This window comes from Phascolarctobacterium faecium DSM 14760 (assembly GCF_003269275.1).
GTDB lineage: Bacteria > Bacillota > Negativicutes > Acidaminococcales > Acidaminococcaceae > Phascolarctobacterium > Phascolarctobacterium faecium.
The window spans coordinates 669739-692782 of the sequence record NZ_QLTS01000001.1 but is presented as its reverse complement, the minus strand read 5'-3'; the positions used below and the strand labels follow the sequence as shown (position 1 = coordinate 692782).

The following is a 23044-nucleotide window of genomic DNA, read 5'->3' as shown; positions in this document are numbered from 1 at the left end:
TTTTGTTATTATTGACCAGCTTTCAGCTCAGTCCAGTAACGGTCGTACATAGTGATACTGTCGCCGATATCGGTCAGCCATTCGCCTTTGGGGATGCTTTCTTTGCCAATTTTCAGCATGGGGTCATCAAGGTAGGCTTGGGAGTGATATTTGAGTGCTTCGTCATTAGGATTGGCGCAGTTCATAAATTCCCAGTTTTTAGCGCTGACCTTGGGGTCGTACATATAGTTCATAAATTTTTCGGCCAGTTCTTTATTTTTACAGCCCTTGGGTATGGCAAAGTTATCTGACCAGATCAGTGAGCCCTGATCTGGGACAACAAAACCGACATTATTATTTTCTCTGTAAGTAAAGGCGGCGTCGCCTGACCACATAATGCCGATCCAGCCTTCTTCAGCAATAAACTTTTGTTTCAGGGTTTCGGTATCGTAGGCAATAACACTGCTGTTGAGCTGCTTCAAGTCTTTGAAGGCTGCTTCTGCCTGAGCCGGGTCAGTGCTGTTATTAGACCAGCCATGTTTTTTCAGGGCTACACTGAAAACTTCGCGGCAGTCATTCAAAAGCAGTACATGTCCTTTATATTCCGGGTTCCACAGATCGTCCCATTTGGCAGGAGTTTCTTTGACATATTTTTTGTTATAGATGATACCGGTGATGCCGGTGGTATAAGGCAGGGTATATTCGCCGGTCGGGTCAAAGGGCAGCTTGCGCAGGTCAGCACTGATATATTTTGCATTGGGGATCTTGGCAAGATCCAGTTTTTCCAGCATATCCAGCTTGCGCATGGTAGTTACCATATAGTCGGAAGGCATGATGATATCAAACTGGGCTCCGCCTGCCTGCATTTTAGCCAGCAGTTCTTCATTGTTAGAAAAAACGTCATAGGTGATTTTGCAGTTGTTTTGCTTTTCAAAATCAGATATAACATCGGGATCAAAATAATCTGCCCACCCGTAAAGGTTCAGGACCTGGGGCGCTCCGGCATCTTTAGCTGAGTTGTCCGATCCGCAGCCGCCCAGCAGAACGGCAAAGCAGAGAGCGGTCAGTAAATATGTAAGTTTTTTCATAAAGCTAAACACTTCCCCTTTAATGTGTTATAAAAAAGGCTGCCTCATGGGAGACAGCCTGATCTTAAAGCAGAGTTAAATAAACAGAGGTCGCTACGTGTTTATTTAGCGGTTTTGAGTTCAGTCCAATAACGATCATACATAGGCAGGGCTTCGCCGATATCGATGAGCCATTCGCCTTTGTCGATGTTATCCATACCGACCTTGAGCATGGGATCGTTGCGGAATTCTTCACTGTGGAATTCCATTGCTTTTTCGTTAGGGTCGTTATAACCGATATATTCGTAGTTTTTAGCGCTGATCTTGGGTTCGTAAATGAAGTTGATGAATTTTTCAGCTAAAGCTTTGTTTTTAGCGCCTTTGGGAATAGCAAAGGTGTCTGCCCAGATGGTAGCGCCTTCCTTGGGGATCACAAAGCCGATGTTTTTATTGTCTTTGTAGGTGTAGGAAGCATCACCTGACCACATAGTACCGATCCAGGCTTCTTCTGCGATAAATTTCTGCTTGATAGTATCGGTGTCGAAAGCCAGTACGTTTGGAGCCAGCGTTTTCAGGTCATTAAAAGCTTTTTCTACCTGAGCCTGGTCAGTGGAATTGTTGGAATAGCCGTTTTTCTTCAGTGCCATACCGATAACTTCGCGGTTGTCGTTAAGCAGAATCACGCGGCCTTTATAATCCGGGTTCCACAGGTCTTCCCATGAGGTGGGAGTTTCTTTGATAAAATTTTTGTTGTAGACGATGCCGGTAATGCCCCAGGTGTAAACAAGGGAATGCTTGCCGGTGGGATCGTAAACAGGAGCCTTCAAGCTGCTGACGATATTTTTGGCATTGGGTATTTTATCAAGATCCAGCTCTTCCAGAAGGTTCAGTTTCAGCATAGTTGCTACCATGTAATCGGAGGGCTGGATGAGGTCGTATTGCGCGCCGCCGGCCTGGATCTTGGCCAGCAGTTCTTCATTATTGGCAAAAACGTCGTAATTTACTTTACAGTTGTTTTGCTTTTCAAATTCGGCAATGACCTCCGGATCGAAATTGTCGGCCCAGCTGAACAGGTTCAGCACTTGCTTGTCGCCGCCGGCGGGAGCTGCTGCGTCCTTTTTGGGAGCGTCACCGCCGCAGCCCATGAGAGCCAACGTTAAAACAGCGATGAGGAAAACAAAAAGTTTTTTCATTGTCGGATCACCCTTTCATAATTTTATTTGTTGTTTATATTGTATCACAGTTAGTTGTGATATCAATCGGAGTTTTTATCAGATGTGTGCTGCGGCTGCAGGATCTGAGCGATCACGACCAGCGTGATCGTTGCGAACATCAGCAGTGTGGACAGGGCGTTGATCTCGGGTGAGATGCCGCGTTTGACCATAGCGTAGATGTAAAGCGGCAGCGTAGTAGAATTGGGACCTGCCACAAAGAAGCTGATAATAAAGTCGTCGATAGATAGCGTAAAGGCGATCAGAGCGCCGGCCACGATACCTGGCAGTGCCAGCGGTAATGTGACGTAGCGGAAGGTCTTCCACGGAGTCGCATACAGGTCCATTGCTGCCTGTTCCAGTTCATGCCGCATACCTTCCAGTCTGGCGTTGACAGTGATGACAACGAAGGAAACACAGAAGGTGATGTGTGCAAGGATAAGGGTAGTTTTACCAAGCGGTACCTGTGCCTGGGCAAATAGTACCAGCAGGGAAAGACCCATAACGATTTCCGGGATCAGGATCGGCAGGTATAAGAGGCCGTTGATGACCGGTTTGTACTTGTATTGGTAACGATTGAGCGCGATAGCGGCTATCGTGCCCAGCGTAGTCGAGGCTATTGTAGAGATCACAGCAATAAAAAGGCTGTTGGTGAGTGCCTCTAAAACGCGGCGGTTTTGGAAAAGAGCTTCATACCAGTTGAAGGTGAAGCCTGTCCAGACGGCGTTGATCCTTGATTCGTTGAAAGAATACATGGCCAGGATCAGCAGCGGCAGATAAAGGAAAGCCAGAATAGCTAAAGAATAGGCTACCATCAGATGGCTACGCCACGTCTTTTGCATCGCCGTCACCTCCTTCCTGTGCCTGCAGAGCTTTGTAGTACAGGATGATCAGCACCAGACTCAGTACGGCCAGCACTATGGAGAGCGCTGAGCCAAAGGGCCAGTCACGGGCTGACAGGAACTGGTTTTGGATGAGATTGCCGATGAGCGCCGATTTAGCACCGCCCATAACGTCGGGAACAACGAACATCCCCAGCGAAGAAATGAAGACCAGAATTGTACCGGCAGCAATACCGGGCATGGTCAGGGGCAGAGTAACTTTACGAAAGGCTGTCAGCGGTTTGGCACCCAGATCGGATGCTGCTTCTAAAAGCCGGGTATCCAGCTGTTCGATAGATACATAGATCGGCAGCACCATAAAGGGCAGCAGTGCATAGACCATACCAAGCATAACGGCCATATCATTGTAAAGCATCTGCAGCGGCTGGTCGATAAGGCCCAGATTCAACAGCAGCGTATTGACTACGCCCTGTGAACGCAGGATAATGACCCAGGCATAGGAACGGATCAGAAAATTGATCCAGAAAGGGATCATGACCAGTATCAGACCTGGCTGCTGCCATTTTTTAGGCAGCTGGGCTATGGTATAGGCCAGCGGGTAACCCATCAGGATCGTGGCAAGCGTAGTTACGATAGCTACGACCAGGGTATCTGCAAAAATTTTAAGGTATAAGGGTTCCAAAAACCGCAGGTAGTTATCAATGGTAAAAGAAAAGATGACCTGTCCATACGGTGTGCGTCCGGCAAAGGACACTGCAACGACGATCAGCAGCGGTATAACGAAAAAGATGCTGAGCCAGAGCAGGGCCGGCGCTACCAGCAGTTTACCGTTTTTCATCATCGCTGTACTTTCACCTCGTCTCTTTCGTACCACCAGATGCCGACGCGTTCGTCGGGCGTCCAGCGTTTGACGTCGTCAAAGTACTGATATGCGACTACGGTCTGGTTCGAGTTGTCAAGACGGACAAAGACTTTGTCGATAGTGCCGTAGAAGACAACATCGACGACGGTGCCGTAAAAAGCAGGCTCGGGATGCGCTGCGGCTTTGTCTTCGCTTTCAGCTTCTTCGCAGAGGTTCAGCTTTTCCGGCCGCAGGGCCAAAGTTTCAGTTTCAGTATCGAAGAAATTACTTTCGCCGATGAATTTGGCAACAAATTTTGTGGAAGGATAATGATAAATATTATCAGGATTGTCGTCCTGTTCGATAACGCCTTTATTCATTACGACGATGCGGTCAGACATCGTCAATGCCTCTTCCTGATCGTGCGTTACATAGATGAAGGTCAGACCCAGACCGCGCTGAAGGTTTTTTAGTTCCAGCTGCAGATTTTTGCGCAGCTGGTAATCCAGCGCGCCCAAAGGCTCGTCCAGTAAGAGGACCTTGGGATTGTTGACCAAAGCGCGGGCAATTGCGACACGCTGCTGCTGTCCGCCGGACATTTGCTGGGGACGGCGGTTGCGGAACTCTTCGAGCTGGGTAAGATAAAGGACCTGAGCAACACGTTCCTTTTGTTCATCGGCAGGAACTTTTTTCATCATCAGGCCGAATTTTATGTTTTCCTCAACAGTCATGTGAGGGAATAACGCGTAATGTTGAAATACCATATTCACATCACGTTTATAGGGCGGCAAGGCAGTGACGTTTTCGTCGTCCAGATAGATACTGCCCTCGGTAGGAGTTTCCAGGCCGGCGATCATGCGCAGCAAAGTGGTTTTGCCGCAGCCGGAAGGACCGAGCAACGTAATAAATTCTCCATCGTAAATTGTCAGATCGAGAGAGGGGATAATGACGTTATTACCAAATTTTTTTGTGATTCCCTGTAAACGGACCATTTCTTTCATTTTTTGCTTGTCACAACCTTTCGTAATGCAGATTTTATCCTTATGCAGATAACAACTTATTATATACAGATTTGACCCAAAAATTCAATAATTTTTTGTAAAATTTAGAGGTATTTTGCTAAAAAACAGAGAATATTGATACTCATACGCAATAATGACAGTTTTTGATGATTTTTTGCGGAAAAATTCCAAAATTTGGAGGCTTTTTATTAATGAAACGATTGATACTGGCATTGATTTTGTTGGTAGTTGTTTTAATAACCGGCTGCGCTGATGCCGGCAGGCGTGATCAGGATAAAAAATCGGTGCATAGCCCGACGGTAACGTTAGGGATCGAACGCATCGGCGAGTATGAGCAGCTGTTTGCAGGGAAGCGTGTGGGTCTGATTACAAATCAGACCGGTGTTGACAGTAAGCTGCGCAGCAGTGAGGATATTTTACTGGCGCATACTGATCTGACAGGGATTTTTGTGCCGGAGCATGGTTTGTTCGGCGCCGTGGCTGCCGGAGACGATGTGGACGGCGCTGAATACAAAGGTGTGAAGGTATACAGTCTGTATGGAGCGGCAAGACGGCCAACGCCGGCAATGCTGGATTCGATCGATGTGATGACTGTTGATATTCAGGATGTGGGTGCCCGGCATTATACTTATGTTTCAACAATGGCCTATGCTATGGAAGAATGTGCTAAAGCCGGTAAAAAGTTTGTTGTTTTCGACCGTCCCAACCCGATTGGGGGATTGATGGAGGGGCCGCTGCTGCGTCAAGAACAGGCAAGCTTTATCGGCCTTTATCCGGTGCCTCTGCGTCATGGACTGACTATCGGGGAATATGCCAGATATATCAACGATACGCAGAAGCTTGGCCTTGATTTGACGGTGATTCCGATGAAGGGCTGGCAGCGGAAAATGTACTGGCAGGATACGGGGCTGCCGTGGGTAGGCACTTCGCCGCAGATACCTACAGCTGCTACGGCTTTATATTACGTGACTACGGGTATTTTGGGGGATACTAACCTTTCGGTTGGTATCGGAACAACAAAACCATTTTATTATGTAGGTGCTCCCTTTGCTGAAAAAGATGCGGTTGCGGATAAATTGAACAGTTTGCAGCTGCCAGGCGTGTATTTCAGACCGGCGGCTTTTATTCCAGCTTACGGAGCGTTTGCAAAAGAGCTGTGCCAGGGTGTGGAAATTTATATTACTGATGCGGAGATATATCGTGCCGCGCTTACCGGGGCGAATATCCTGCGCTGCATTGAAGAACTGTATCCTGACAAGGTTGTTTACCCGGCCCGCTATGGCGGTAAAGGCTATAAAATAGATATTGCCCTGGGCGAAACGGCTTTGCGCGTGGGGGTGCCATTAGAGCGCCTGCTGCCGCGTTGGGACAGGGAAGCACAGGAGTTTGCTGAGCAGGTGCGGCCGTATCTGCTTTATAAATAATGAAAGGATTGGAAGTAAATGCTGAATAAGGTTTTTGTAGAATTTTTATATGAAGCGGCGCACATTCAGCGCTGGAACGATCACATCCGTCCTAACGGCTTCACGGAGCTGGATAAGCAAGCGCATAAAATGATGATTTTGTATGTGCTTGCAAAGTATGAGGAGCAGGATCATCAGGCAAAACTGAACTGGCGAGTACTGATCGAAGGCGGTATTTTTGAATTTCTGCATCGGATCGTGCTGACTGATATCAAGCCGCCGGTGTTCCATGAATTGATGCGTGTGCATGGTAAAAAACTCAATAGTTGGGTTTATGAGGAACTGCGGCAGCGGATACCTGATCTGGATACTGTTTTTATGGCTAAAATGCAGAGACATTTTGATGAACCACAGGAAAATTATCTGGAAAAGAAACTTCTGCGTGCTGCACATTATCTGGCCACTCAGTGGGAATTTGGTATTATTTATCATTTCAATCAGGGCATTTACGGTGTTGAGGAAACGAAAGCGGCTATAGAAAGTGAGATCGAGGATCACTATGATCTTGCAGGAGTGCAGAAATTGTCGCTGAAAGGTAAGACCAGCAAGTTTGTTGATCTGGTAGGTCAGCTGCGTTTTCAGAAACGCTGGGCGCAGTCTCCGCGTGTGCCGGAAACTTCAGTAATGGGCCATGTGCTGATCGTAGCTGCTCTGGCATATTTCTGTGCTGTAAAAATGCAGGCTTCAGATGAGCGTATCGTCAATGATTTTCTGTGTGGATTATTCCACGACCTGCCTGAGGTGCTGACCCGAGACATTATTTCGCCGATCAAACGCTCGATCCAGGGGCTGGACGATCTGATCAAGGATATTGAAAAACGTCAGGTTGCAGAAAAATTGCTGCCGCTGCTACCGCATAGCTGGCATGAGGATATCCTGTACTTTACTGAAGATGAATTCAGTAACCGGGCTGTTGTTGACGGTGAGAAGATTACCTGCAGGCCGGAAGAGATTGGGCTAAAATATAATGAGAACGGTAAGGGATATAGGGCCGTTGATGGTACTGTGTTAAAATGCTGCGACCATCTGGCAGCTTTTGTGGAAGCCTATCTTTCAATAGAATATGGTATCAGTTCGAAGCATTTGCGCAATGGCATGGAAGATTTACGGGAACAATACAAAAATAAGGTCGTTTGCGGTTTGGATTTTGGGAAGCTTTACGAGGAATTTCCTCGTTTGTGATGTGGAAAATATTAAAAATGCATAAATTTGCAGAAAGTGTATAAATTGCTAAAATTTTCAAAAAATTTTCTTTGTGCGTATAAAAATAGCTAGACTGCCGCTTGTGCTTAGAGTTATAATAAAGCTGAGGGGATACATTATACAAAATTCAACTATGTATTTTGGAATGTAGGGATAACTAGAAATGTAATAAAATTATGCTTAAATTAAAAAATATTTAAAGGAGGCATCATTATGAATCTGTTTGAAATGGCAAAAATTCCTCTGAACAAAGCAATTGAGGTCATGAAACTTGACCCGAGTGCTGCGGACATTATCGCAACTCCTGAACGTACTCTGGAGGTTTCCATTCCTGTTCGTATGGACGATGGAACTACAAAAGTATTTACCGGTTATCGCAGTCAGCACAGCACCATTATGGGGCCGGCTAAAGGCGGCGTTCGTTATCATCCCGGAGTCAACATGGACGAAGTAAAGACTCTGGCTTTCTGGATGACCTGCAAATGCGCAGTTGCAGGTTTACCTTACGGCGGCGGCAAAGGCGGCATAGTTGTTGATCCTTCTAAACTTTCTGAAAGAGAACTGGAAGGCTTGACTCGCGGCTTTATTGACAGGATCGCTCCGATCATCGGCGAGAAAATGGATATCCCGGCACCTGATATGAATACCAATGCTAAAATCATGGGCTGGATGATGGATGAATTCAGCAAGATTAAAGGCCAGTTTGAACCGGGTTTCGTTACCGGCAAACCGATCTGTCTGGGTGGTTCTTTAGGCAGAAACGCAGCTACCGGACGCGGCGTTATGGTAGCTGCCGGCGAGGCTATCAAAGCTTTGGGTATTAAGCCGAAGCAGGCTACCTGCGCTGTGCAGGGATTTGGTAATGTTGGCAGCTGGACTGCTAAACTGATCCATGATATGGGTGTAAAGATCGTTGCTTTAAGTGATATCAACGGTGCCATCCATAATCCCAAAGGTATGAATCCTTATGATGTTGAAAAACATCTGCAGAAAACAGGCAGCGTTGTTGGTTATAAAGGTTCAAAACCCATCAGCAATGAAGAACTGCTGGCTATGGATGTTACGATCCTTGCTCCGTGTGCAATGGAACTGCAGCTGACTAAAGCCAACGCAGCCAAGGTACAGGCCAAGGTAATCGTTGAAGGTGCTAACGGACCGACAACTCCTGATGCAGATAAGATTCTTGACAAAAAAGGTATTCTCGTTGTACCTGATATCCTCGCTAATGGCGGCGGTGTAACTGTAAGTTATTTCGAATGGGTGCAAAACCTGTATCGTTATTTCTGGACTGAAGAAGAAGTTATCGAAAAACAGGAAAGTCTGATGATAGATGCTTTCAAGAAAGTTTACGATACTGCCAAGGAGCATAAAGTTAATATGCGTACAGCGGCTTATATTGTAGCTTTGGGTCATTTGGCAGAAGCTATGAAATATCGTGGTATGTACTAAGAATAATAAAAGGGCGGCTAAAAGCCGCTCTTTTTTATTCTCTGATGCAAAAGGTGCGCTTTAAAAAGACAAATGTAAACAAATAATCGAGAAAGTTGTTGCGTTTTGATTTTATACGTTGACTTGCTCTAGTAAGAGTGATAGAATTTTTAATTATAAACGTACAAAGTAGCTACTATTATTGTACAAACTAATAATGTTGGAGGGGAAGAACTTATGAAATTTGCTAAACGTATGGAACGTATGCAATCGTCTGAAATCCGTGAACTGTTAAAATTGACGGCACAGCCGGATATTATTTCGTTTGCCGGCGGTTTACCGGCACCGGAACTGTTTCCGGTGAAAGAAATAGCTAAAGTATCACATGACCTGGTGGAAAAAGAAGGTCAGCAGCTGCTGCAGTATGCCACGACCGAAGGGCGTCCGACTCTGAGGGCTAAAATTGCTGCCAGAATGAAAGATAAATATCATACTGAGGTTGATCCGGATGAGATTTTGATCACTACCGGTTCACAGCAGTGTCTCGATTTTGCAGGTAAATTGTTCCTTGATCCCGGTGATGTTGTTTTATGTGAAAGTCCTTCTTATTTGGGTGCACTTAATGCCTTTAATGCCTATGAGCCTACTTTTGTAGAAGTGCCAACTGATAATGTTGGTCTGATTCCGGAAGAATTGGACAAAATCTTAAGCACTACCGACCGTTGTAAATTTATTTATGTTATCCCCGATTTCCAAAATCCGACCGGTCGTACCTGGAGTTTGGAACGCCGCAAAAAGTTTATGGAAGTGATCAACAAACATAATCTGCCTGTGCTGGAAGACAACCCTTATGGCGAGCTGCGTTATGAAGGGGAGATATTACCGTCCTTAAAATCTATGGATACCAAAGGTCTGGTTATGTTCCTCGGCACTTTTTCCAAGATTTTCTGTCCGGGACTGCGTTTAGGCTGGGTCGCTGCCTCTAAGGACGTTGTCAGTGAATATGTAAAAATCAAACAAAGCGCTGATCTGCATACCTCTAATTTTGACCAGGGGATAGCTGACGCTTATATGGAAAATTATGATTTGGATAAGCATGTTGAAGAGATCAAAGCCCTTTATAAAAAACGCCGCGATCTGATTTTAAAAACTATGGCGGAAGAATTTCCGGCAGGTACGGAATGGACACATCCTGAAGGCGGGTTGTTCCTGTGGCTGACTTTCCCGCAGGGCTGCAGTGCTGATAAGGTTTTCCACAAATGTATCGAGATGAAGGTTGCCGGCGTTACCGGTGATGCCTTCTACCCTAATGGTAAAACTGACCGTAATATGCGTATCAATTTTTCCAATATGCCGGAAGAGAAAATCATCGAAGGTGTAAAACGGATGGCGAAAGCTATCAGAGAATGTATGTAATTGGATAAATAAACCCCGCTGCGATTAATCGCAGCGGGGTTTATGTTTATTTGCTTTGGGTCTTCCAGGGTACTATTTTATGTTCCAGCCATTGCAGACCTAAATTGAAAATGAGTCCCAGGAGTGAAAGAACGATAACGCCGGCCATTAAACGGTCGGTGATCATCAGATCTCCATAATGCAGGATCAAAGCGCCGATACCTTCTTGTGCCGCGATCATTTCGGCAGCTACAAGTAGCAGCAGTGAAGTGCCCGCTGCCAGACGCAGCCCGGCAAAGATTACCGGCAATGCGCTCGGCAGAACTACGCTTTTCATCGTCAGCCACCAGCTGGCATTAAAGCTGACGGCTACCTTGATCAGCAATGTGTCGACGTTTTTGACACCTGAATAGGTATTCATCGCAACGGGAAAGAAAACGCCCAAAGCAATGATAGTGACTTTAGATAATTCACCGATTCCAAGCCAGAGAATAAAAAGCGGCAGTAAAGCGATTTTTGGGATCGGATAAAGGGCATTGACGATCGGTGTTCCTATTCGGTCCATCAGCGCAGAGGTGCCGGTGACGAGCCCTACCAGCAAACCGATGATGCTGCCTAAAGCAAAGCCCAGCAGAATGCGGTAAAGACTGGCTGTCAGACTGCGGCTGATTTCGCCGCTTGTAATAAGCTTGCCGAGTGCAGTAAGGATTGCGCTTGGTGCCGGTAGAAACAATGAGGAAATCAGACCTGTACTGCAGATTATTTCCCATACTGCCAGTAAGAAGGCTATCGCAGCGAAAGATATCCAGGCCGGATAAGTTTTCTGCCAGTGAGTCATACGGTTGTGGATTTTATATTCAGCCATTAGCTTCCACCTCCATCAGAGCCGCACGGGCATCACTGCTTATATGTTCCCAGATGATGCGGATAAATTCGGCTATCTGAGCGGTATTTTCAGTTTTTTCCCTGTCAGCTCGCGGAATTGCAATGGTCAGGATTTTGCTGACTTTACCGGGGCGTCTTGATAAAAGCACGACTCTGTCAGCCAGCATTACCGCTTCCTGAATATTGTGAGTAACATATAAGGTGCTGAGTCTGGTCTTTTCCCAAAGAGTAACAAGTTCTTCCTGCATGATCGTGCGAGTTTGTGCGTCCAAAGCAGAAAATGGTTCATCCATTAAAAGGAGGTCAGGATTTATGACAAGCGCCCTGGCGATACCGACTCTTTGCCGCATACCGCCGGATAACTGGTGCGGAAAGGCTTTTTCAAAACCGCCGAGTCCAACTAAATTGATATAGTGATGGATCCGTTCTTTCTGTGCTGTCTTTGGTACGCCTGTGGCTTCAAGTCCAAAGGCAATATTTTCATAAACGCTGCGCCAGGGAAACAGGCCTGTTTCCTGGAAGACGATGCCCATAGCAGGAGTGTGGCCTTCCGTCAGATCTGTGAAATAAATACTCCCATAGCTTGGTGACAGCAACCCTGCTGTAAGATTGAGCAGAGTCGATTTACCGCAGCCGGAAGGCCCTACCAAAGCTACAAATTCCTCGCTGTGTACAGTCAGGCTGACGTTTTCAAGTACAGACAGCTGTTTGCCTTGAGGATCGATGAAATTTTTGCTGACATTGTCGATAACTAATTTCATTTAAACTACTGCCTCCGGTGTTGTTTGATAAAGTATAAAAATAAGGAAAACTTTGTTGAGAAATTATTTTTGCATAGCCTTGCTGAGCAGGCTGGTATTGGTGACGGCTTGTGGATCAAGCTTGCCCTCGATCATGCCATGAGAAGTATACCAGTCTATCTGAGTCTGGATATCGCTGTCCAGCAGTTTGCCGTCACGATCGATATAAGGCAGGCCGAGCTTGATGTCAGCTTCAGGAGCTTTAACATATTTGGCGATAATGCCTACGACTTTGTCCAGCTTTTTGGGGTCTTTATTGTCAATAGCTGCGTCATAGTAGTAATTGCAGGCTTTTTTGTATGCTCTTAAGAAACGTACTGCTGCATCTTCATTTTTCAGGAATTTGGGAGAAAAGAAAAGGGCAGAGGTTTGATAGGGGATAACGTCACCGACTTGGGTGACAAGTTTACCATAGCCTGCAGTCTGCACTTTGGTGATATTGGGTTCGTTGAGTATGGCTCCGTCGATTTGTTTGCTTTCAAGAGCGGCCATAACAGCACTCAATTTGCCAAGAGGTACGATCTCCACATCTTCAAGAGTCAATCCTTTGGTTTCCAGCATCCGCCCAAGCATATAATGGAAGGTAGAACCTTTTTGAGTAATGCCGATGCGTTTGCCTTTGATATCTTCGAGCTTGGTAATTCCATTGTTGTAGTTATCGGAGGTGACTAAAAGTGCTGAGGAAGAAAAGCCTTTTTGTTCACGGCCTTTATCGGCAACGATAGCAAGTTGTTGACCGCTGGCAGCCATATTGAAGAGACTGGCAGTGATACCGGTAGCGCCGACGTCTACTTTAGAGGAAGCTGTAGCCACAGCAATAGGATGAGCTGCGTCAAACCACTGTTGATCTATTTCAAGGTTTTCTTCGGCAAAGTAGCCTTTATCTAAAGCGATAAAAAGCGGTGCAGAACTGGTAAGGCGAAGCATACCCAGAGATACTGCTGTTTTTGCTTTGGGGTCAGCGGCTTTTTTGTCCTCACCGCCGCAGCCTGCCATCAAGAACATAAAACAAACTGCTGTAAACAAAATCAAGATTTTTTTCATTTATTTCCCTTCCTTATATTGTACGTTAAGTACAAAAATGTAGTGCAGACAAAATAATGTCTTTCATAATTTTACAATATCTCCAAGTTTTTTGCAGTATTTTTTGCAGAAAAAAAGAAGAATTTTTAAATAAATATTTAAATATCTATAGACAAAAATAGAAAAAACTTTCAGTAAGGTAAAGGAATTGGTATAATGTATAAAGATGAAAGTATTTTTTAGAACGGAGGCCCGCATGGGAAATATCATAAATTTGAAAAAAATGATGTCGGCAGCCATGTTTGCAGCTGGATTGCTGGTCAGTATGAACAGTGCTTCAGCACAGCAGGCTGAGCAGGAACCGCTGGCGCTGTTGCAGCTGGATGTTGACGGTAACGGCAGTCTGGAAACTGTGGAACTGTATGGCGGTCAGATGACTCGCGGCAGCAGTTACAGGAATGATTTTTTATTGCTTTTAAAAGGCAGTGACTCTGAATTGCTGACGGCATATGTACCAAGTATTAATGGCGGTTACGACTGCAGTTTAGAAAAAGCAAGGTTTACTGGCAGAGGCGAACAGCTGATTTTGTCTGTTGGACAGGGAGGCGACGATGGCAGTATAGAATATCGTATCATTGACTTTGCTGATCCTAAGTCGGTGAAGGAGATTTTTACTGGCAGCGATAATGCAGGTGTAGCGGCAACTGCGGAATTTATGCCGGATTTTCGCAGTAAAATTGCTTTTGCAGACGGCAGCACTAATTATGAACTGCTTCCCAAAGAGAAAGAGTTTTATGAACAGCGTGGGCTTTATGACGTTGACGGTACCTTATTAAAGGGGTATCGACGCCCGTATGTCGGGAAAATACATTCGCTGGTTGCTGTAGATATGGAGCAGGACGGGATTTTGGAACTGTTGTCGCTGCAGAACATCAGTGGGTTAAACAGGGAAGACCTGCTTGGCAAGCTGGCCGGGGTGTGGTCATATGATGACAGCAGTGGCTGGAAATTAAAAAGTAAAACTTTTTACAGCGGCGGCAAAAATAAAGACGACAAATTCCATCGCAGCTATAATGAAAAAACTGGCGGATTTTACCGAGGCAGGCGGTGCATGACAGCAGCAGCGTAACTTATCCTGTTTTTACTGCGATTGCGGCGCCTGAGGTGCAAAATAAGCTCAATGGAGATTTTGCGATTATTGCTGGTCCTTATTTGCAGAATCTGGCAACTGGAGGCTGCGAACTTGATTATACATTGACCTTCGTCAGTGAAAAGTTTATCAGTATAGTGTTTTTTGGTGTACTGGATGAAGGTGAAAAAGAAATTTTTGCTAAGATACCATTAAATATTGATGTACAAACTGGAGCACAATTGGCACTTGGTGATGTTTTGAATTTACGTGATGCCGATTTACTTCCTGTTTTAAGGTTGCTGACAAAGAAAGATATGGTGGATTTCAGTAAAGGTATTCCTGAAAGCTGGTATTATAACGGGACTAATTTTGTGTTTTGTCAGCGAAGTGAAACCGGCGAGTGGTTGGAAGCAACGGTGGCTGCAAGCGATCTGAAAAAGTTTTTACTGAAACCGGAATTATTTTAAAGAGAACTGACTGGTCAGTCAGCAAATAGTGAAAAACAGAGAAAAAATACGAAAAATTAAGAAAAAAGGCTTTAATCGGTTAAAATAGCGGTTGCGTTTATAATTACGATAAACTATAATAAGAGTATTCTTGAAAATAGCGGAGCCGTGCGCCCTTTTACAGGGCGCAGCCGTTTTTTTGAATACGTGAGGAGGATATATTTATGCTGAGTTTTTTTGATAAAGGCCGAAGGAAAAAGGCCTTGGCTGTTGCGGTAGCGGCATTTACCGTGATGGCTTTGGCTGGCTGCAGCAAAGAGCAGCAGGCACCACAGGCAACGTTGGTTAAAACGATGGAAGTTATCAAACGCGATACGCCGATCGTTTATGACTATACAGGTTTTGTGCAGGCGCAGAAAGAAGTCAATTTGATGGCGCAGGTCAGTGGACAGATCACAGGAAAGTATTTCTTGGGCGGTGAAAAAATAACTGCGGGACAGACCTTGTTTACTATTGATCAGCGTACATATCAGGCAAAAGTTCTGAATGCACAGGCCGGACTTGCCAGTGCCCAGGCAACTTTGATTCGTACCAGCCGTGATCTGGAGCGTTATAAAAAGCTATATGAGCAGAACGCTGTTTCCAAGCAGGAGCTTGATAACAGGGTCGCTGAGGCCGAACAGGCGCAGGCTGCTGTTGATGCACAGCAGGCTTTGCTGGAAAATGCCAATATTGATCTGGGAGAAACTAATGTCGTTGCGCCTTTTGACGGACGTATAGATACCAATGATCTTTCTGTAGGCAACTATGTTACTGCCGGTCAGACTGTTCTTGCTACTATTTCTAATACAGATCCGGTATTTGTAGAATTCAGTCTGGCAGAAAACGAATATTTAAAACTTCTGAGCGCTCATAATGATGCAGGTGGAGCGTCGTTGGAAAATCTGACGATCGTTTTGAGCGATGGCAGCACTTATTCTGAAAAAGGCCGTGTCGATCAGGTCAATCGCAGCATTACGCAGGGGACAGGTACTTTGTCGCTGAAAGCTGAATTCCCAAATCCTGCTAAGATCCTGCTGCCTGGCATGTTTGCTCATCTGCAGGCCAACAGTGGTACTGTACATGACGCTAAGCTGATTCCGCAGCGTGCTGTAACCGAGCTTATGTATAAGAAATTTGTTTATGTACTTGGCGATGATAATAAAGTATCCATGCGCGAAGTTACATTAGGTCCACGTATCGGTCGTTTGTGGCTGGTTGAAAGTGGTCTGGAAGGCAACGAAACGGTTGTTGTCGAAGGCATCAACAAAATTAAACAGGGTTCTGAGGTAAAACCTGAACCGATGACCGAGGCAGAATTGGATACTGCTGTATCTTTGAAAGAATCCTAAGGAGGTAACTAGTTGTGGCACGCTTTTTTATAGACCGTCCGGTCTTTGCGATAGTGCTGGCAATACTTATTACCTTACTTGGTACTATTGCCGGATTCAGCCTGCCAATTGCTCAATACCCGGATATCACCAAGCCGCACATTGCCGTTTCTACGAACTATGTGGGTGCTAGTGCGGAGGTTGTTGAGGAATCTGTTGCGCAGGCGATCGAACAAAAAGTTAATGGTGTAGAAAATATGCTGTACATGAACTCTACTAGTACCAGCGTAGGCGAATACACACTTGACGTATATTTCAATCTTGATAAAAATGCAGATATCGGTTCTGTAGAGGTACAGAACCGTGTTTCTCAGGCTTCGTCCTCCATGCCGTCAGAGGTAAGTGCTTACGGTATCACGACAGCCAAGAAATCTGCCGAGACCATCATGTATTTTGCGTTGCACTCACCTGATGGAACGTTTGATACGATGTTTCTTACCTCTTATGCGATGACAAACTTCCTTGATGCCTGCAAACGCGTTAAGGGTGTTTCCAGTATTGATATTTTTGGTCAGGAATACGCAATGCGCCTATGGCTGCAGCCAGATAAAATGGCTCAGTTGGGTGTGACCGCAGATGATGTTTCCAATGCAATCAAGAGTCAGAACATTCAGGCTCCTGTTGGTTCTATTGGTACGCGTCCTACAGCGGAGCAGCAGGAATTCCAATATTCTGCTAATGCCCAGGGGCGTTTGTCGACTCCGGAAGAGTTTGGTAATATTATTGTCCGTTCTCAAAACGGCAATAACCTGAAGCTTAAAGAAATTGCGAAAATTGAAGCTGGTGCCCGCAGTGATAACGTTGCTGGTTATCTGAACGGCGGTTCTTCTGTTGTTTTCCCTGTTTACTTAACAAGCGACGCTAACGCTTTGGAAACCGTCAATAACATCAAAGCCGTATTGGCCGATGCTGAAACGCGTTTTCCGGAAGGTATGGAGCTGACTATTGTTCAGGATAATACCCAGTTCGTACGCGAAGCGCTGGAAAAAGTAGCTCATACTTTCTTTGAAGCTTTGGCGCTGGTTATTCTTGTTGTATTTATTTTCCTGGGCAGCTGGCGTGCAACGCTTATTCCGCTGCTGGCGATTCCTGTTTCTTTGGTTGGTACCTTCGGTGCGTTCGTGCTGATGGGATTTTCGATCAATACTTTAACAATGTTTGCGATGATTCTTGCTATCGGCCTCGTTGTTGATGACGCGATCGTTGTTGTTGAGGCAGTTGAGCATCACATCCAGGATAATGGAATGACTCCAAAAGAAGCTACTTATCGGGCGATGAAAGAAGTTTCCGGTCCTGTTGTGGCGATTGCGTTCGTTTTGGCAGCAGTATTTATCCCGGTTGCATTTACCGGCGGTACTGTTGGTCAGCTTTATAAACAGTTCGCTTTAACGATTTCTGTTTCTATGGCGCTGTCGGCTATCGTAGCATTGTCTTTGACTCCAGCGTTGTGTGCATTGCTGTTGAAACCGCATGATAAAGACGAAGTCAAAGGACCTATTGGTAAATTTATCCATAAGTTCAATGTCTGGTTTGCCAATACTTTAAGTAAATATGTTAAAAATGTTGAAAAATGTATCCGTCATGCAAAAATCTCAATGGCCGTTTTGCTGGTTATGGTTATTTTATTGGGCTGGGTAGCTAAGGTTACTCCTACCGGATTTGTGCCAAGTGAAGATCAGGGTTATTCTGTAACGTCATTTAATTTGCCGGAGGGTGCATCCAGTAATCGTGGTATTCAGGCTATGATGGAGCTGGGTGATAAGATCAAGTCGCTGCCGGGCGTTAAATATGTTATGGAAGTATCTGGCTTTGATATCCTTACTGACGCCCCTAAGTCCAGTGCCGGTCTGATCGTTGCGGCGATGGAAGATTATGACAAACGTGATAACAGTGCTCAGGATATAGTGCCGCAGATTTATGGCATCGGTGCCCAAATGCCGCAGGTAAGCGTTATGGCGTTTGATCCGCCTGCATTACCGGGTGCGTCCAGCACAGGCAGTTTGAGTATGTACCTGATGAATCTGGGCGGTGACGATATGGAGCGGATGCAGGAAGTTGCTAACGAATTTCTTGCTAAAGCCAATCAACGTCCTGAAATTGGTATGGCTTATACCACCTTTAATACTAATACGCCGGTTTATCAGTTTAACGTAGACCGTGAAAAAGCAGAGTCTCTAAATGTACCTGTAGCAAGCGTATTTACAGCTTTACAGACTTTCCTCGGCGGCAGTGAGATCAATGACTTCAATGCTTTTGGCCGTACTTGGAAAGTAGTTATGCAGGCGGATGCAAAATATCGTACGAATGTTGATGATATGCGTTATTTCTTTGTACGCAGCAATAACGGCGATATGGTGCCTCTTAATACCTTGGTTACTGACGAAGGTAAAACAAGTTCTGCTACTGTAACCCGCTTCAACGGTGTACGAGCTATTAAAATAGCTGGTAACCCTGCTACAGGATATAGTACAGGTCAGGCTATGACTGCACTGGAAGAAACTGCTGCAGAAATTTTGCCGACTACTTATACCTATGAATGGGTAGATCAGAGCCGTGACGAACTGGAAGCAGGAAACAGATCAACACAGATTTTCATTATTTCTCTGATCTTCGTATTTTTGTGTCTGGCAGCTTTGTATGAAAGCTGGACTATCCCGTTGGCAGTTATGCTGTCAGTGCCTGTTGCTGCCCTTGGCTGTTTTGGCGCTCAGTATCTGCGCGGTTTGCAGAACGACGTTTATATGCAGATCGGTTTGATCATGCTGATTGGTCTGAATGCTAAAAATGCGATTCTGATCGTAGAATATGCAAAGATGAACATGGAAAATGGCGAACCTGTAGTTAAAGCGGCGCTTGATGCTGCCAGACTGCGTTTGCGTCCGATTCTGATGACATCCTTCGCGTTCATTCTTGGCTGTGTGCCTTTGGCGATTGCAACAGGTCCAGGTGCCGGTGCCCGTGTTTCTATGGGTAATGCCGTTGTTGGCGGTATGACCTTTGCTACGATGATCGGTATCTTTATGATCCCGGTATTATTCGTTGTCGTTGAACGTATTTTCAACAGAAAAAAACACAGCGAAGAATAAATTTAGGTGTTTTGTAAATATATAATGCCCCGTCTTAAAGACGGGGCATTATTTTTTTGCAGGATTTTTTTATTTATGTGGTATTTAAAAAAGGTAACTGAAAATTTCTGACAAAGAGTGTTTAGAGGTAAAAGCAGATGAATGAATTAAAAAATAAAAGTAAATTTCTCAGAGATGTCTGGTACCTGACCAAAAGTTATTGGCAGTCAGAAGAAAAGGGAAAGGCTTATTTGCTGTTGACGGCAATCATAGCACTAACTTTAGGCGTAGTGTATATGCTGGTGCTGTTGAATAAATGGAACAATTCCTTTTATAATGCACTGCAAAATTACCAGACCGAACTTATTTTTGATGAGCTGATACATTTCGGCTGGCTGGCTGTGATCTACATTATTCTGGCAGTTTATGCCTTTTATTTGCAGCAGGTACTGGTGCTTAACTGGCGTCGTTGGCTGACTAACAGGTATATTGATGAATGGTTGAAAAATAAGACCTACTATCGTCTGCAGATGTTCGGCTCTGATACTGATAACCCTGACCAGCGTATTAGTGAGGATGTGCGTTTGTTTGTTGAGATGACGTTAAAGTTCAGTATCGGTGTTTTAAAGGCTTTTTGTACTTTTGTGTCTTTCGTATTTATTTTATATGAACTGTCAGGTTCACTGGAATTTACTTTGGCGGGGCAAGTGTGGCATATTGAAGGCTATCTGGTTTGGGTAGCCTTGGTTTATTCCATTGTTGGTACAGGGCTTACTCATTTGATTGGTAAAAAACTGGTAGGGCTGAATTTTGTTCAGCAACGTTATGAAGCGGATTTTCGTTTCAGTATGATGCGAATGAGGGAAAATGCTGAAAGTGTAGCGTTTTACAGCGGTGAGAAACAGGAAGGCGGCGTATTTAAGAAGCGTTTTAAACTGCTGCTGGATAATTTCTGGAAGATAGTAGAAAAACAAAAACAGTTGGTCTGGCTTAATTCCGGCTATTCACAGATTGCAATTATTTTCCCTTTCGTAGTGGCTATGCCGCGTTACTTAAGTAAGGAAATAACATTAGGCGGCCTGATCCAGATTGCCAGTGCCTTTGGCAGGGTGCAGGAATCATTATCATATTTTGTAGATATGTATGCTTCTTTGGCTGAATGGCGGGCAGTTGTAGAGCGTCTTACGGGTTTTGGGGTACATATGCACGAGGTAAAACAGGAAAAACCGCAGATTGATCTTGAACGAATGGAAAGTCGCAACGATACTATCGTAGCTGCGTCCTTGCAGGTTGAATTACCAGATGACAGGATCTTGTTGAAAAATGTCAATTTTACTTTAGTACCCGGCCGAAATAAAAATATCCTGATCAAAGGCGCAAGTGGCAGCGGTAAAAGTACATTGCTGCGTGCTGTGGCTGGTATCTGGCCATATGTGCATGGTAAATTGGAACTGCCTGCTGCCGAGAAACTGATGTTTATTCCGCAAAAACCTTATTTACCATTGGGAACATTGAAAGAAGCGTTGCTTTATCCAGGCAGTTGCCATAAAACAGATGAAGAGTTGGTGATGTTGCTGGAGCAATGTCGGATTGGCTACCTGGCAAAAGACCTGTATGTCGAAGCAGACTGGTCACATGTGCTTAGCGGCGGTGAACAGCAGAGGCTGGCTTTTGTAAGGGCACTGATCTATCAACCGTCATGGCTGTTTTTAGATGAAGCTACTTCTGCTTTAGATGAGGAGACAGAAGCGGTGATGTATAAGCTTGTTGAAACTTTAATGCCGGATACTACCATAGTCAGTATTGGACATCGCAGTAGTTTGAGCAGTTTCCACCAAATAGGGTTGTTTATTGATAAAGGTCAGCACAGTGTTATTGAACGGGCCTTGTGAAAATAATGTCAGGCATAGAATTTTGTAAGTAGAATTTACTGTTTTTTGCTAAAAGAAATTTTTACTTTGCTGTGATTTGCTTATATAATAAATAAAGAAGCAGTTTTTCAGAAAGGAAGTGTAAAAAATGATGCCATTGGAAATAGCTCCTAAAATTTATGATGTGGGTGTTGTTGACTGGGCTGTGCGTGATTTTCACGGATATAAGACGGAACGCGGTGCTTCATATAATTCATATTTGATCATGGATGAAAAAATCTGTTTGATCGATACAGTGAAAGCGATGTTTGCTGAAGAATTATTGGCAAAGATTGAACGTGTTGTCGACCCTGGAAAAATTGATTACGTAATAGTGAACCATGTGGAACCGGATCATGCAGGGGCATTGCCGGCGCTGGTCAAAGCGGCTCCGAATGCTAAGTTTTTTATTACAGCTCAAGGGAAGGCGGAAGCAATTCGTCATTATGGTGATTTATATGATTTTCAGGTCGTGAAGGATGGCGATAAATTATCATTAGGCAAACGTGAATTGACTTTTGTAACTTTACCAATGCTGCACTGGCCTGACAGTATGGCAACCTATTGTGCAGATGATGGGATTTTGTTTTCTAATGATGCTTTTGGCCAGCATTATGCGGCTGCTAAACGTTTTGATGATGAAGTGGATCTGGGAATACTTTTTTATGAAGCAAAAAAATATTTTGCCAATATACTCTGGCCATATGCGAAATTAATTGATAAAGCGCTGGCGAAAGCAGCGGCGCTTGATTTAAAGATGATAGCTACAGCCCATGGTATTATCTGGCGCAGTCATATTCAGGAAATTATTGCCAAATATGCTGCCTGGGGCAAAGGCGTGAGCGGCAGCAGTGTAGTTATTGCCTATGATACGATGTGGGGCGCTACGGAGCAAATGGCTCGTGCTGTGCTGGAGGGTGTTGTCAGTGCCGGTAGTGATGCTGTGCTGCTGCGTATGAACGAAACTCCGAATAGTACTGCTGTTGCGGATTTATTTGAAGCAGGTGGTATGATCATCGGCTCTTCAACACTGAACAGCGGAATGCTGCCCACTATGGGCAGTCTGCTTGTATACCTTAAAGGCTTAAACCCAACAGGTAAAAAAGCAGCTGTTTTCGGTACATATGGCTGGGCCGGCGGAGCTCAGAAAGATATGGAAGCTTTGCTGACAGCGGCTGGTTTTGAGTTGGAACCGGGTTTTACCTGTAAATGGAAGGCACAGCCAGAAGACCTGGAAGCAGCAAGGCAGCTTGGTTATGAATTTGCCAGGAAGCTGCAAAAATAAAAAAATTGATCAAGCAGACGAGTTTTATGCGTCTGCTTGTTTTTTTTCTGCTGAAAAGATGTTCACGAATAATTTACTTGCCAAAAGTCGAAAGGTCAAATATAATAGAATTAATCTAATTATAGATGCCGGCAGAAAAGTTTGACTTTAATGCTGAAACGATAAAAGGAAGGTAATTAAGATGAGAAATCTTGCAGATGCAATAGAAAATTTCATCATCAGACAGCTTTTAGAGGACAGAGAGGACGCTGTTTTAGTACAGCGTAATGAACTTGCCGATAAACTGTCGTGCGCACCGTCGCAGATCAGTTATGTGCTGAGCACGCGCTTTACTCCTGAACGGGGGTTTATGGTCGAATCCAGACGCGGAAGCGGCGGCTTTGTCCGTATTGTAAGGGTGATGCCTCATGAATTGCAGGAAGAGAACTGTGAGCCGACAGTGCATGATTTGATTGAGCACTGGGCTGCTAACCGTTTGATCAGCAGGCGCGAAAAATCACTGTTGCAGTATATGATGGAAATTCTGGATGCTGATGAAGCTAAAAAAAGAGCTGTTTTGGAGACGGCTATTACTAAAATGACAGAACGTGAGTGAGGTGAATTGATATGTTATGTCA

The 23044-nt window shown here is 44.8% G+C and carries 19 protein-coding genes; 11 read left to right on the top strand and 8 right to left on the bottom strand.

Annotated elements, in window-relative coordinates; all coding sequences use genetic code 11:
• Nucleotides 1-8 precede the first annotated feature (8 nt).
• The 5 genes from C8D73_RS03390 to C8D73_RS03370 all read right to left on the bottom strand — a co-directional run bounded on the left by C8D73_RS03390 (nucleotide 9) and on the right by C8D73_RS03370 (nucleotide 4941).
• Nucleotides 9-1067 carry an ABC transporter substrate-binding protein gene (locus tag C8D73_RS03390; RefSeq protein WP_113077282.1) on the bottom strand — a complete coding sequence of 353 codons (1059 nt, stop codon included), beginning with the start codon at nucleotides 1065-1067 and terminating at the stop codon, nucleotides 9-11.
• Between the two features lie 101 nt (nucleotides 1068-1168).
• Nucleotides 1169-2239 carry a polyamine ABC transporter substrate-binding protein gene (locus C8D73_RS03385; RefSeq protein WP_113077281.1) on the bottom strand — a complete coding sequence of 357 codons (1071 nt, stop codon included), beginning with the start codon at nucleotides 2237-2239 and terminating at the stop codon, nucleotides 1169-1171.
• 62 nt (nucleotides 2240-2301) lie between these two features.
• Complete coding sequence (locus C8D73_RS03380; RefSeq protein ID WP_113077280.1) at nucleotides 2302-3099, bottom strand: ABC transporter permease; 798 nt, start codon at nucleotides 3097-3099, stop codon at nucleotides 2302-2304.
• A complete protein-coding gene (locus C8D73_RS03375) occupies nucleotides 3080-3937 on the bottom strand; it encodes an ABC transporter permease (RefSeq protein ID WP_044491593.1) in 858 nt (285 codons plus the stop codon). Before C8D73_RS03375 ends, C8D73_RS03380 begins: the two co-directional genes overlap by 20 nt.
• A complete protein-coding gene (locus tag C8D73_RS03370) occupies nucleotides 3937-4941 on the bottom strand; it encodes an ABC transporter ATP-binding protein (RefSeq protein ID WP_021717344.1) in 1005 nt (334 codons plus the stop codon). The genes C8D73_RS03375 and C8D73_RS03370 overlap by 1 nt, the downstream gene beginning before the upstream one ends.
• A 212-nt stretch (nucleotides 4942-5153) precedes the next feature.
• On the opposite strand from C8D73_RS03370, the gene C8D73_RS03365 reads away from it, so the two are divergent.
• From C8D73_RS03365 to C8D73_RS03350, 4 genes are all read left to right on the top strand, one after another.
• Nucleotides 5154-6386 (top strand): exo-beta-N-acetylmuramidase NamZ family protein, encoded by a 1233-nt coding sequence (locus C8D73_RS03365; protein ID WP_170123160.1) that lies wholly within the window; start codon nucleotides 5154-5156, stop codon nucleotides 6384-6386.
• Between the two features lie 18 nt (nucleotides 6387-6404).
• Nucleotides 6405-7607 carry an HD domain-containing protein gene (locus C8D73_RS03360; RefSeq protein WP_113077278.1) on the top strand — a complete coding sequence of 401 codons (1203 nt, stop codon included), beginning with the start codon at nucleotides 6405-6407 and terminating at the stop codon, nucleotides 7605-7607.
• Between the two features lie 234 nt (nucleotides 7608-7841).
• Nucleotides 7842-9077: a Glu/Leu/Phe/Val family dehydrogenase gene (locus C8D73_RS03355; protein WP_113077277.1), complete on the top strand. Its 1236-nt coding sequence runs from the start codon at nucleotides 7842-7844 to the stop codon at nucleotides 9075-9077.
• 216 nt (nucleotides 9078-9293) lie between these two features.
• A complete protein-coding gene (locus C8D73_RS03350; protein WP_021717348.1) occupies nucleotides 9294-10472 on the top strand; it encodes an aminotransferase-like domain-containing protein in 1179 nt (392 codons plus the stop codon).
• 46 nt (nucleotides 10473-10518) lie between these two features.
• Here the strand turns inward: C8D73_RS03350 and C8D73_RS03345 are convergent, their stop codons facing one another.
• The 3 genes from C8D73_RS03345 to C8D73_RS03335 form a co-directional block, all read right to left on the bottom strand.
• On the bottom strand, nucleotides 10519-11316 hold the full coding sequence (locus C8D73_RS03345; protein ID WP_113077276.1) for an ABC transporter permease: 798 nt from the start codon (nucleotides 11314-11316) through the stop codon (nucleotides 10519-10521).
• A complete protein-coding gene (locus C8D73_RS03340; protein WP_113077275.1) occupies nucleotides 11309-12097 on the bottom strand; it encodes an ABC transporter ATP-binding protein in 789 nt (262 codons plus the stop codon). Before C8D73_RS03340 ends, C8D73_RS03345 begins: the two co-directional genes overlap by 8 nt.
• Nucleotides 12098-12160: 63 nt before the next feature.
• Nucleotides 12161-13180: an ABC transporter substrate-binding protein gene (locus C8D73_RS03335; RefSeq protein ID WP_113077274.1), complete on the bottom strand. Its 1020-nt coding sequence runs from the start codon at nucleotides 13178-13180 to the stop codon at nucleotides 12161-12163.
• A gap of 235 nt (nucleotides 13181-13415) precedes the next feature.
• On the opposite strand from C8D73_RS03335, the gene C8D73_RS03330 reads away from it, so the two are divergent.
• The 7 genes from C8D73_RS03330 to C8D73_RS03300 all read left to right on the top strand — a co-directional run bounded on the left by C8D73_RS03330 (nucleotide 13416) and on the right by C8D73_RS03300 (nucleotide 23022).
• Nucleotides 13416-14288 (top strand): hypothetical protein, encoded by an 873-nt coding sequence (locus tag C8D73_RS03330; protein WP_113077273.1) that lies wholly within the window; start codon nucleotides 13416-13418, stop codon nucleotides 14286-14288.
• Complete coding sequence (locus C8D73_RS03325) at nucleotides 14267-14758, top strand: polysaccharide deacetylase family protein (RefSeq protein ID WP_113077272.1); 492 nt, start codon at nucleotides 14267-14269, stop codon at nucleotides 14756-14758. Before C8D73_RS03330 ends, C8D73_RS03325 begins: the two co-directional genes overlap by 22 nt.
• 203 nt (nucleotides 14759-14961) lie before the next feature.
• Nucleotides 14962-16128, top strand: a complete 1167-nt coding sequence (locus C8D73_RS03320; protein WP_021717353.1) for an efflux RND transporter periplasmic adaptor subunit — start codon at nucleotides 14962-14964, stop codon at nucleotides 16126-16128.
• Between the two features lie 14 nt (nucleotides 16129-16142).
• Nucleotides 16143-19253 carry an efflux RND transporter permease subunit gene (locus C8D73_RS03315; RefSeq protein ID WP_113077271.1) on the top strand — a complete coding sequence of 1037 codons (3111 nt, stop codon included), beginning with the start codon at nucleotides 16143-16145 and terminating at the stop codon, nucleotides 19251-19253.
• Between the two features lie 137 nt (nucleotides 19254-19390).
• Complete coding sequence (locus C8D73_RS03310) at nucleotides 19391-21124, top strand: ABC transporter ATP-binding protein/permease (protein WP_113077270.1); 1734 nt, start codon at nucleotides 19391-19393, stop codon at nucleotides 21122-21124.
• Between the two features lie 127 nt (nucleotides 21125-21251).
• Nucleotides 21252-22427 carry an FprA family A-type flavoprotein gene (locus tag C8D73_RS03305; protein WP_021717356.1) on the top strand — a complete coding sequence of 392 codons (1176 nt, stop codon included), beginning with the start codon at nucleotides 21252-21254 and terminating at the stop codon, nucleotides 22425-22427.
• 181 nt (nucleotides 22428-22608) lie between these two features.
• Nucleotides 22609-23022, top strand: coding sequence for a CtsR family transcriptional regulator (locus C8D73_RS03300; RefSeq protein ID WP_021717357.1), 414 nt, complete (start codon nucleotides 22609-22611; stop codon nucleotides 23020-23022).
• Nucleotides 23023-23044 lie beyond the last annotated feature (22 nt).

What these genes read in the sequence shown, in the direction of transcription:
- C8D73_RS03305 (WP_021717356.1), top strand. Translation starts at nt 21,252, where the DNA reads ATGATGCCATTGGAAATAGCTCCTAAAATTTATGATGTGGGTGTTGTT.
- C8D73_RS03320 (WP_021717353.1), top strand. Translation starts at nt 14,962, where the DNA reads ATGCTGAGTTTTTTTGATAAAGGCCGAAGGAAAAAGGCCTTGGCTGTT.
- C8D73_RS03390 (WP_113077282.1), bottom strand. Translation starts at nt 1,067, where the DNA reads ATGAAAAAACTTACATATTTACTGACCGCTCTCTGCTTTGCCGTTCTG.
- C8D73_RS03350 (WP_021717348.1), top strand. Translation starts at nt 9,294, where the DNA reads ATGAAATTTGCTAAACGTATGGAACGTATGCAATCGTCTGAAATCCGT.
- C8D73_RS03360 (WP_113077278.1), top strand. Translation starts at nt 6,405, where the DNA reads ATGCTGAATAAGGTTTTTGTAGAATTTTTATATGAAGCGGCGCACATT.
- C8D73_RS03375 (WP_044491593.1), bottom strand. Translation starts at nt 3,937, where the DNA reads ATGAAAAACGGTAAACTGCTGGTAGCGCCGGCCCTGCTCTGGCTCAGC.
- C8D73_RS03345 (WP_113077276.1), bottom strand. Translation starts at nt 11,316, where the DNA reads ATGGCTGAATATAAAATCCACAACCGTATGACTCACTGGCAGAAAACT.
- C8D73_RS03355 (WP_113077277.1), top strand. Translation starts at nt 7,842, where the DNA reads ATGAATCTGTTTGAAATGGCAAAAATTCCTCTGAACAAAGCAATTGAG.
- C8D73_RS03340 (WP_113077275.1), bottom strand. Translation starts at nt 12,097, where the DNA reads ATGAAATTAGTTATCGACAATGTCAGCAAAAATTTCATCGATCCTCAA.
- C8D73_RS03300 (WP_021717357.1), top strand. Translation starts at nt 22,609, where the DNA reads ATGAGAAATCTTGCAGATGCAATAGAAAATTTCATCATCAGACAGCTT.
- C8D73_RS03335 (WP_113077274.1), bottom strand. Translation starts at nt 13,180, where the DNA reads ATGAAAAAAATCTTGATTTTGTTTACAGCAGTTTGTTTTATGTTCTTG.
- C8D73_RS03385 (WP_113077281.1), bottom strand. Translation starts at nt 2,239, where the DNA reads ATGAAAAAACTTTTTGTTTTCCTCATCGCTGTTTTAACGTTGGCTCTC.
- C8D73_RS03380 (WP_113077280.1), bottom strand. Translation starts at nt 3,099, where the DNA reads ATGCAAAAGACGTGGCGTAGCCATCTGATGGTAGCCTATTCTTTAGCT.
- C8D73_RS03370 (WP_021717344.1), bottom strand. Translation starts at nt 4,941, where the DNA reads ATGAAAGAAATGGTCCGTTTACAGGGAATCACAAAAAAATTTGGTAAT.
- C8D73_RS03310 (WP_113077270.1), top strand. Translation starts at nt 19,391, where the DNA reads ATGAATGAATTAAAAAATAAAAGTAAATTTCTCAGAGATGTCTGGTAC.
- C8D73_RS03330 (WP_113077273.1), top strand. Translation starts at nt 13,416, where the DNA reads ATGGGAAATATCATAAATTTGAAAAAAATGATGTCGGCAGCCATGTTT.
- C8D73_RS03365 (WP_170123160.1), top strand. Translation starts at nt 5,154, where the DNA reads ATGAAACGATTGATACTGGCATTGATTTTGTTGGTAGTTGTTTTAATA.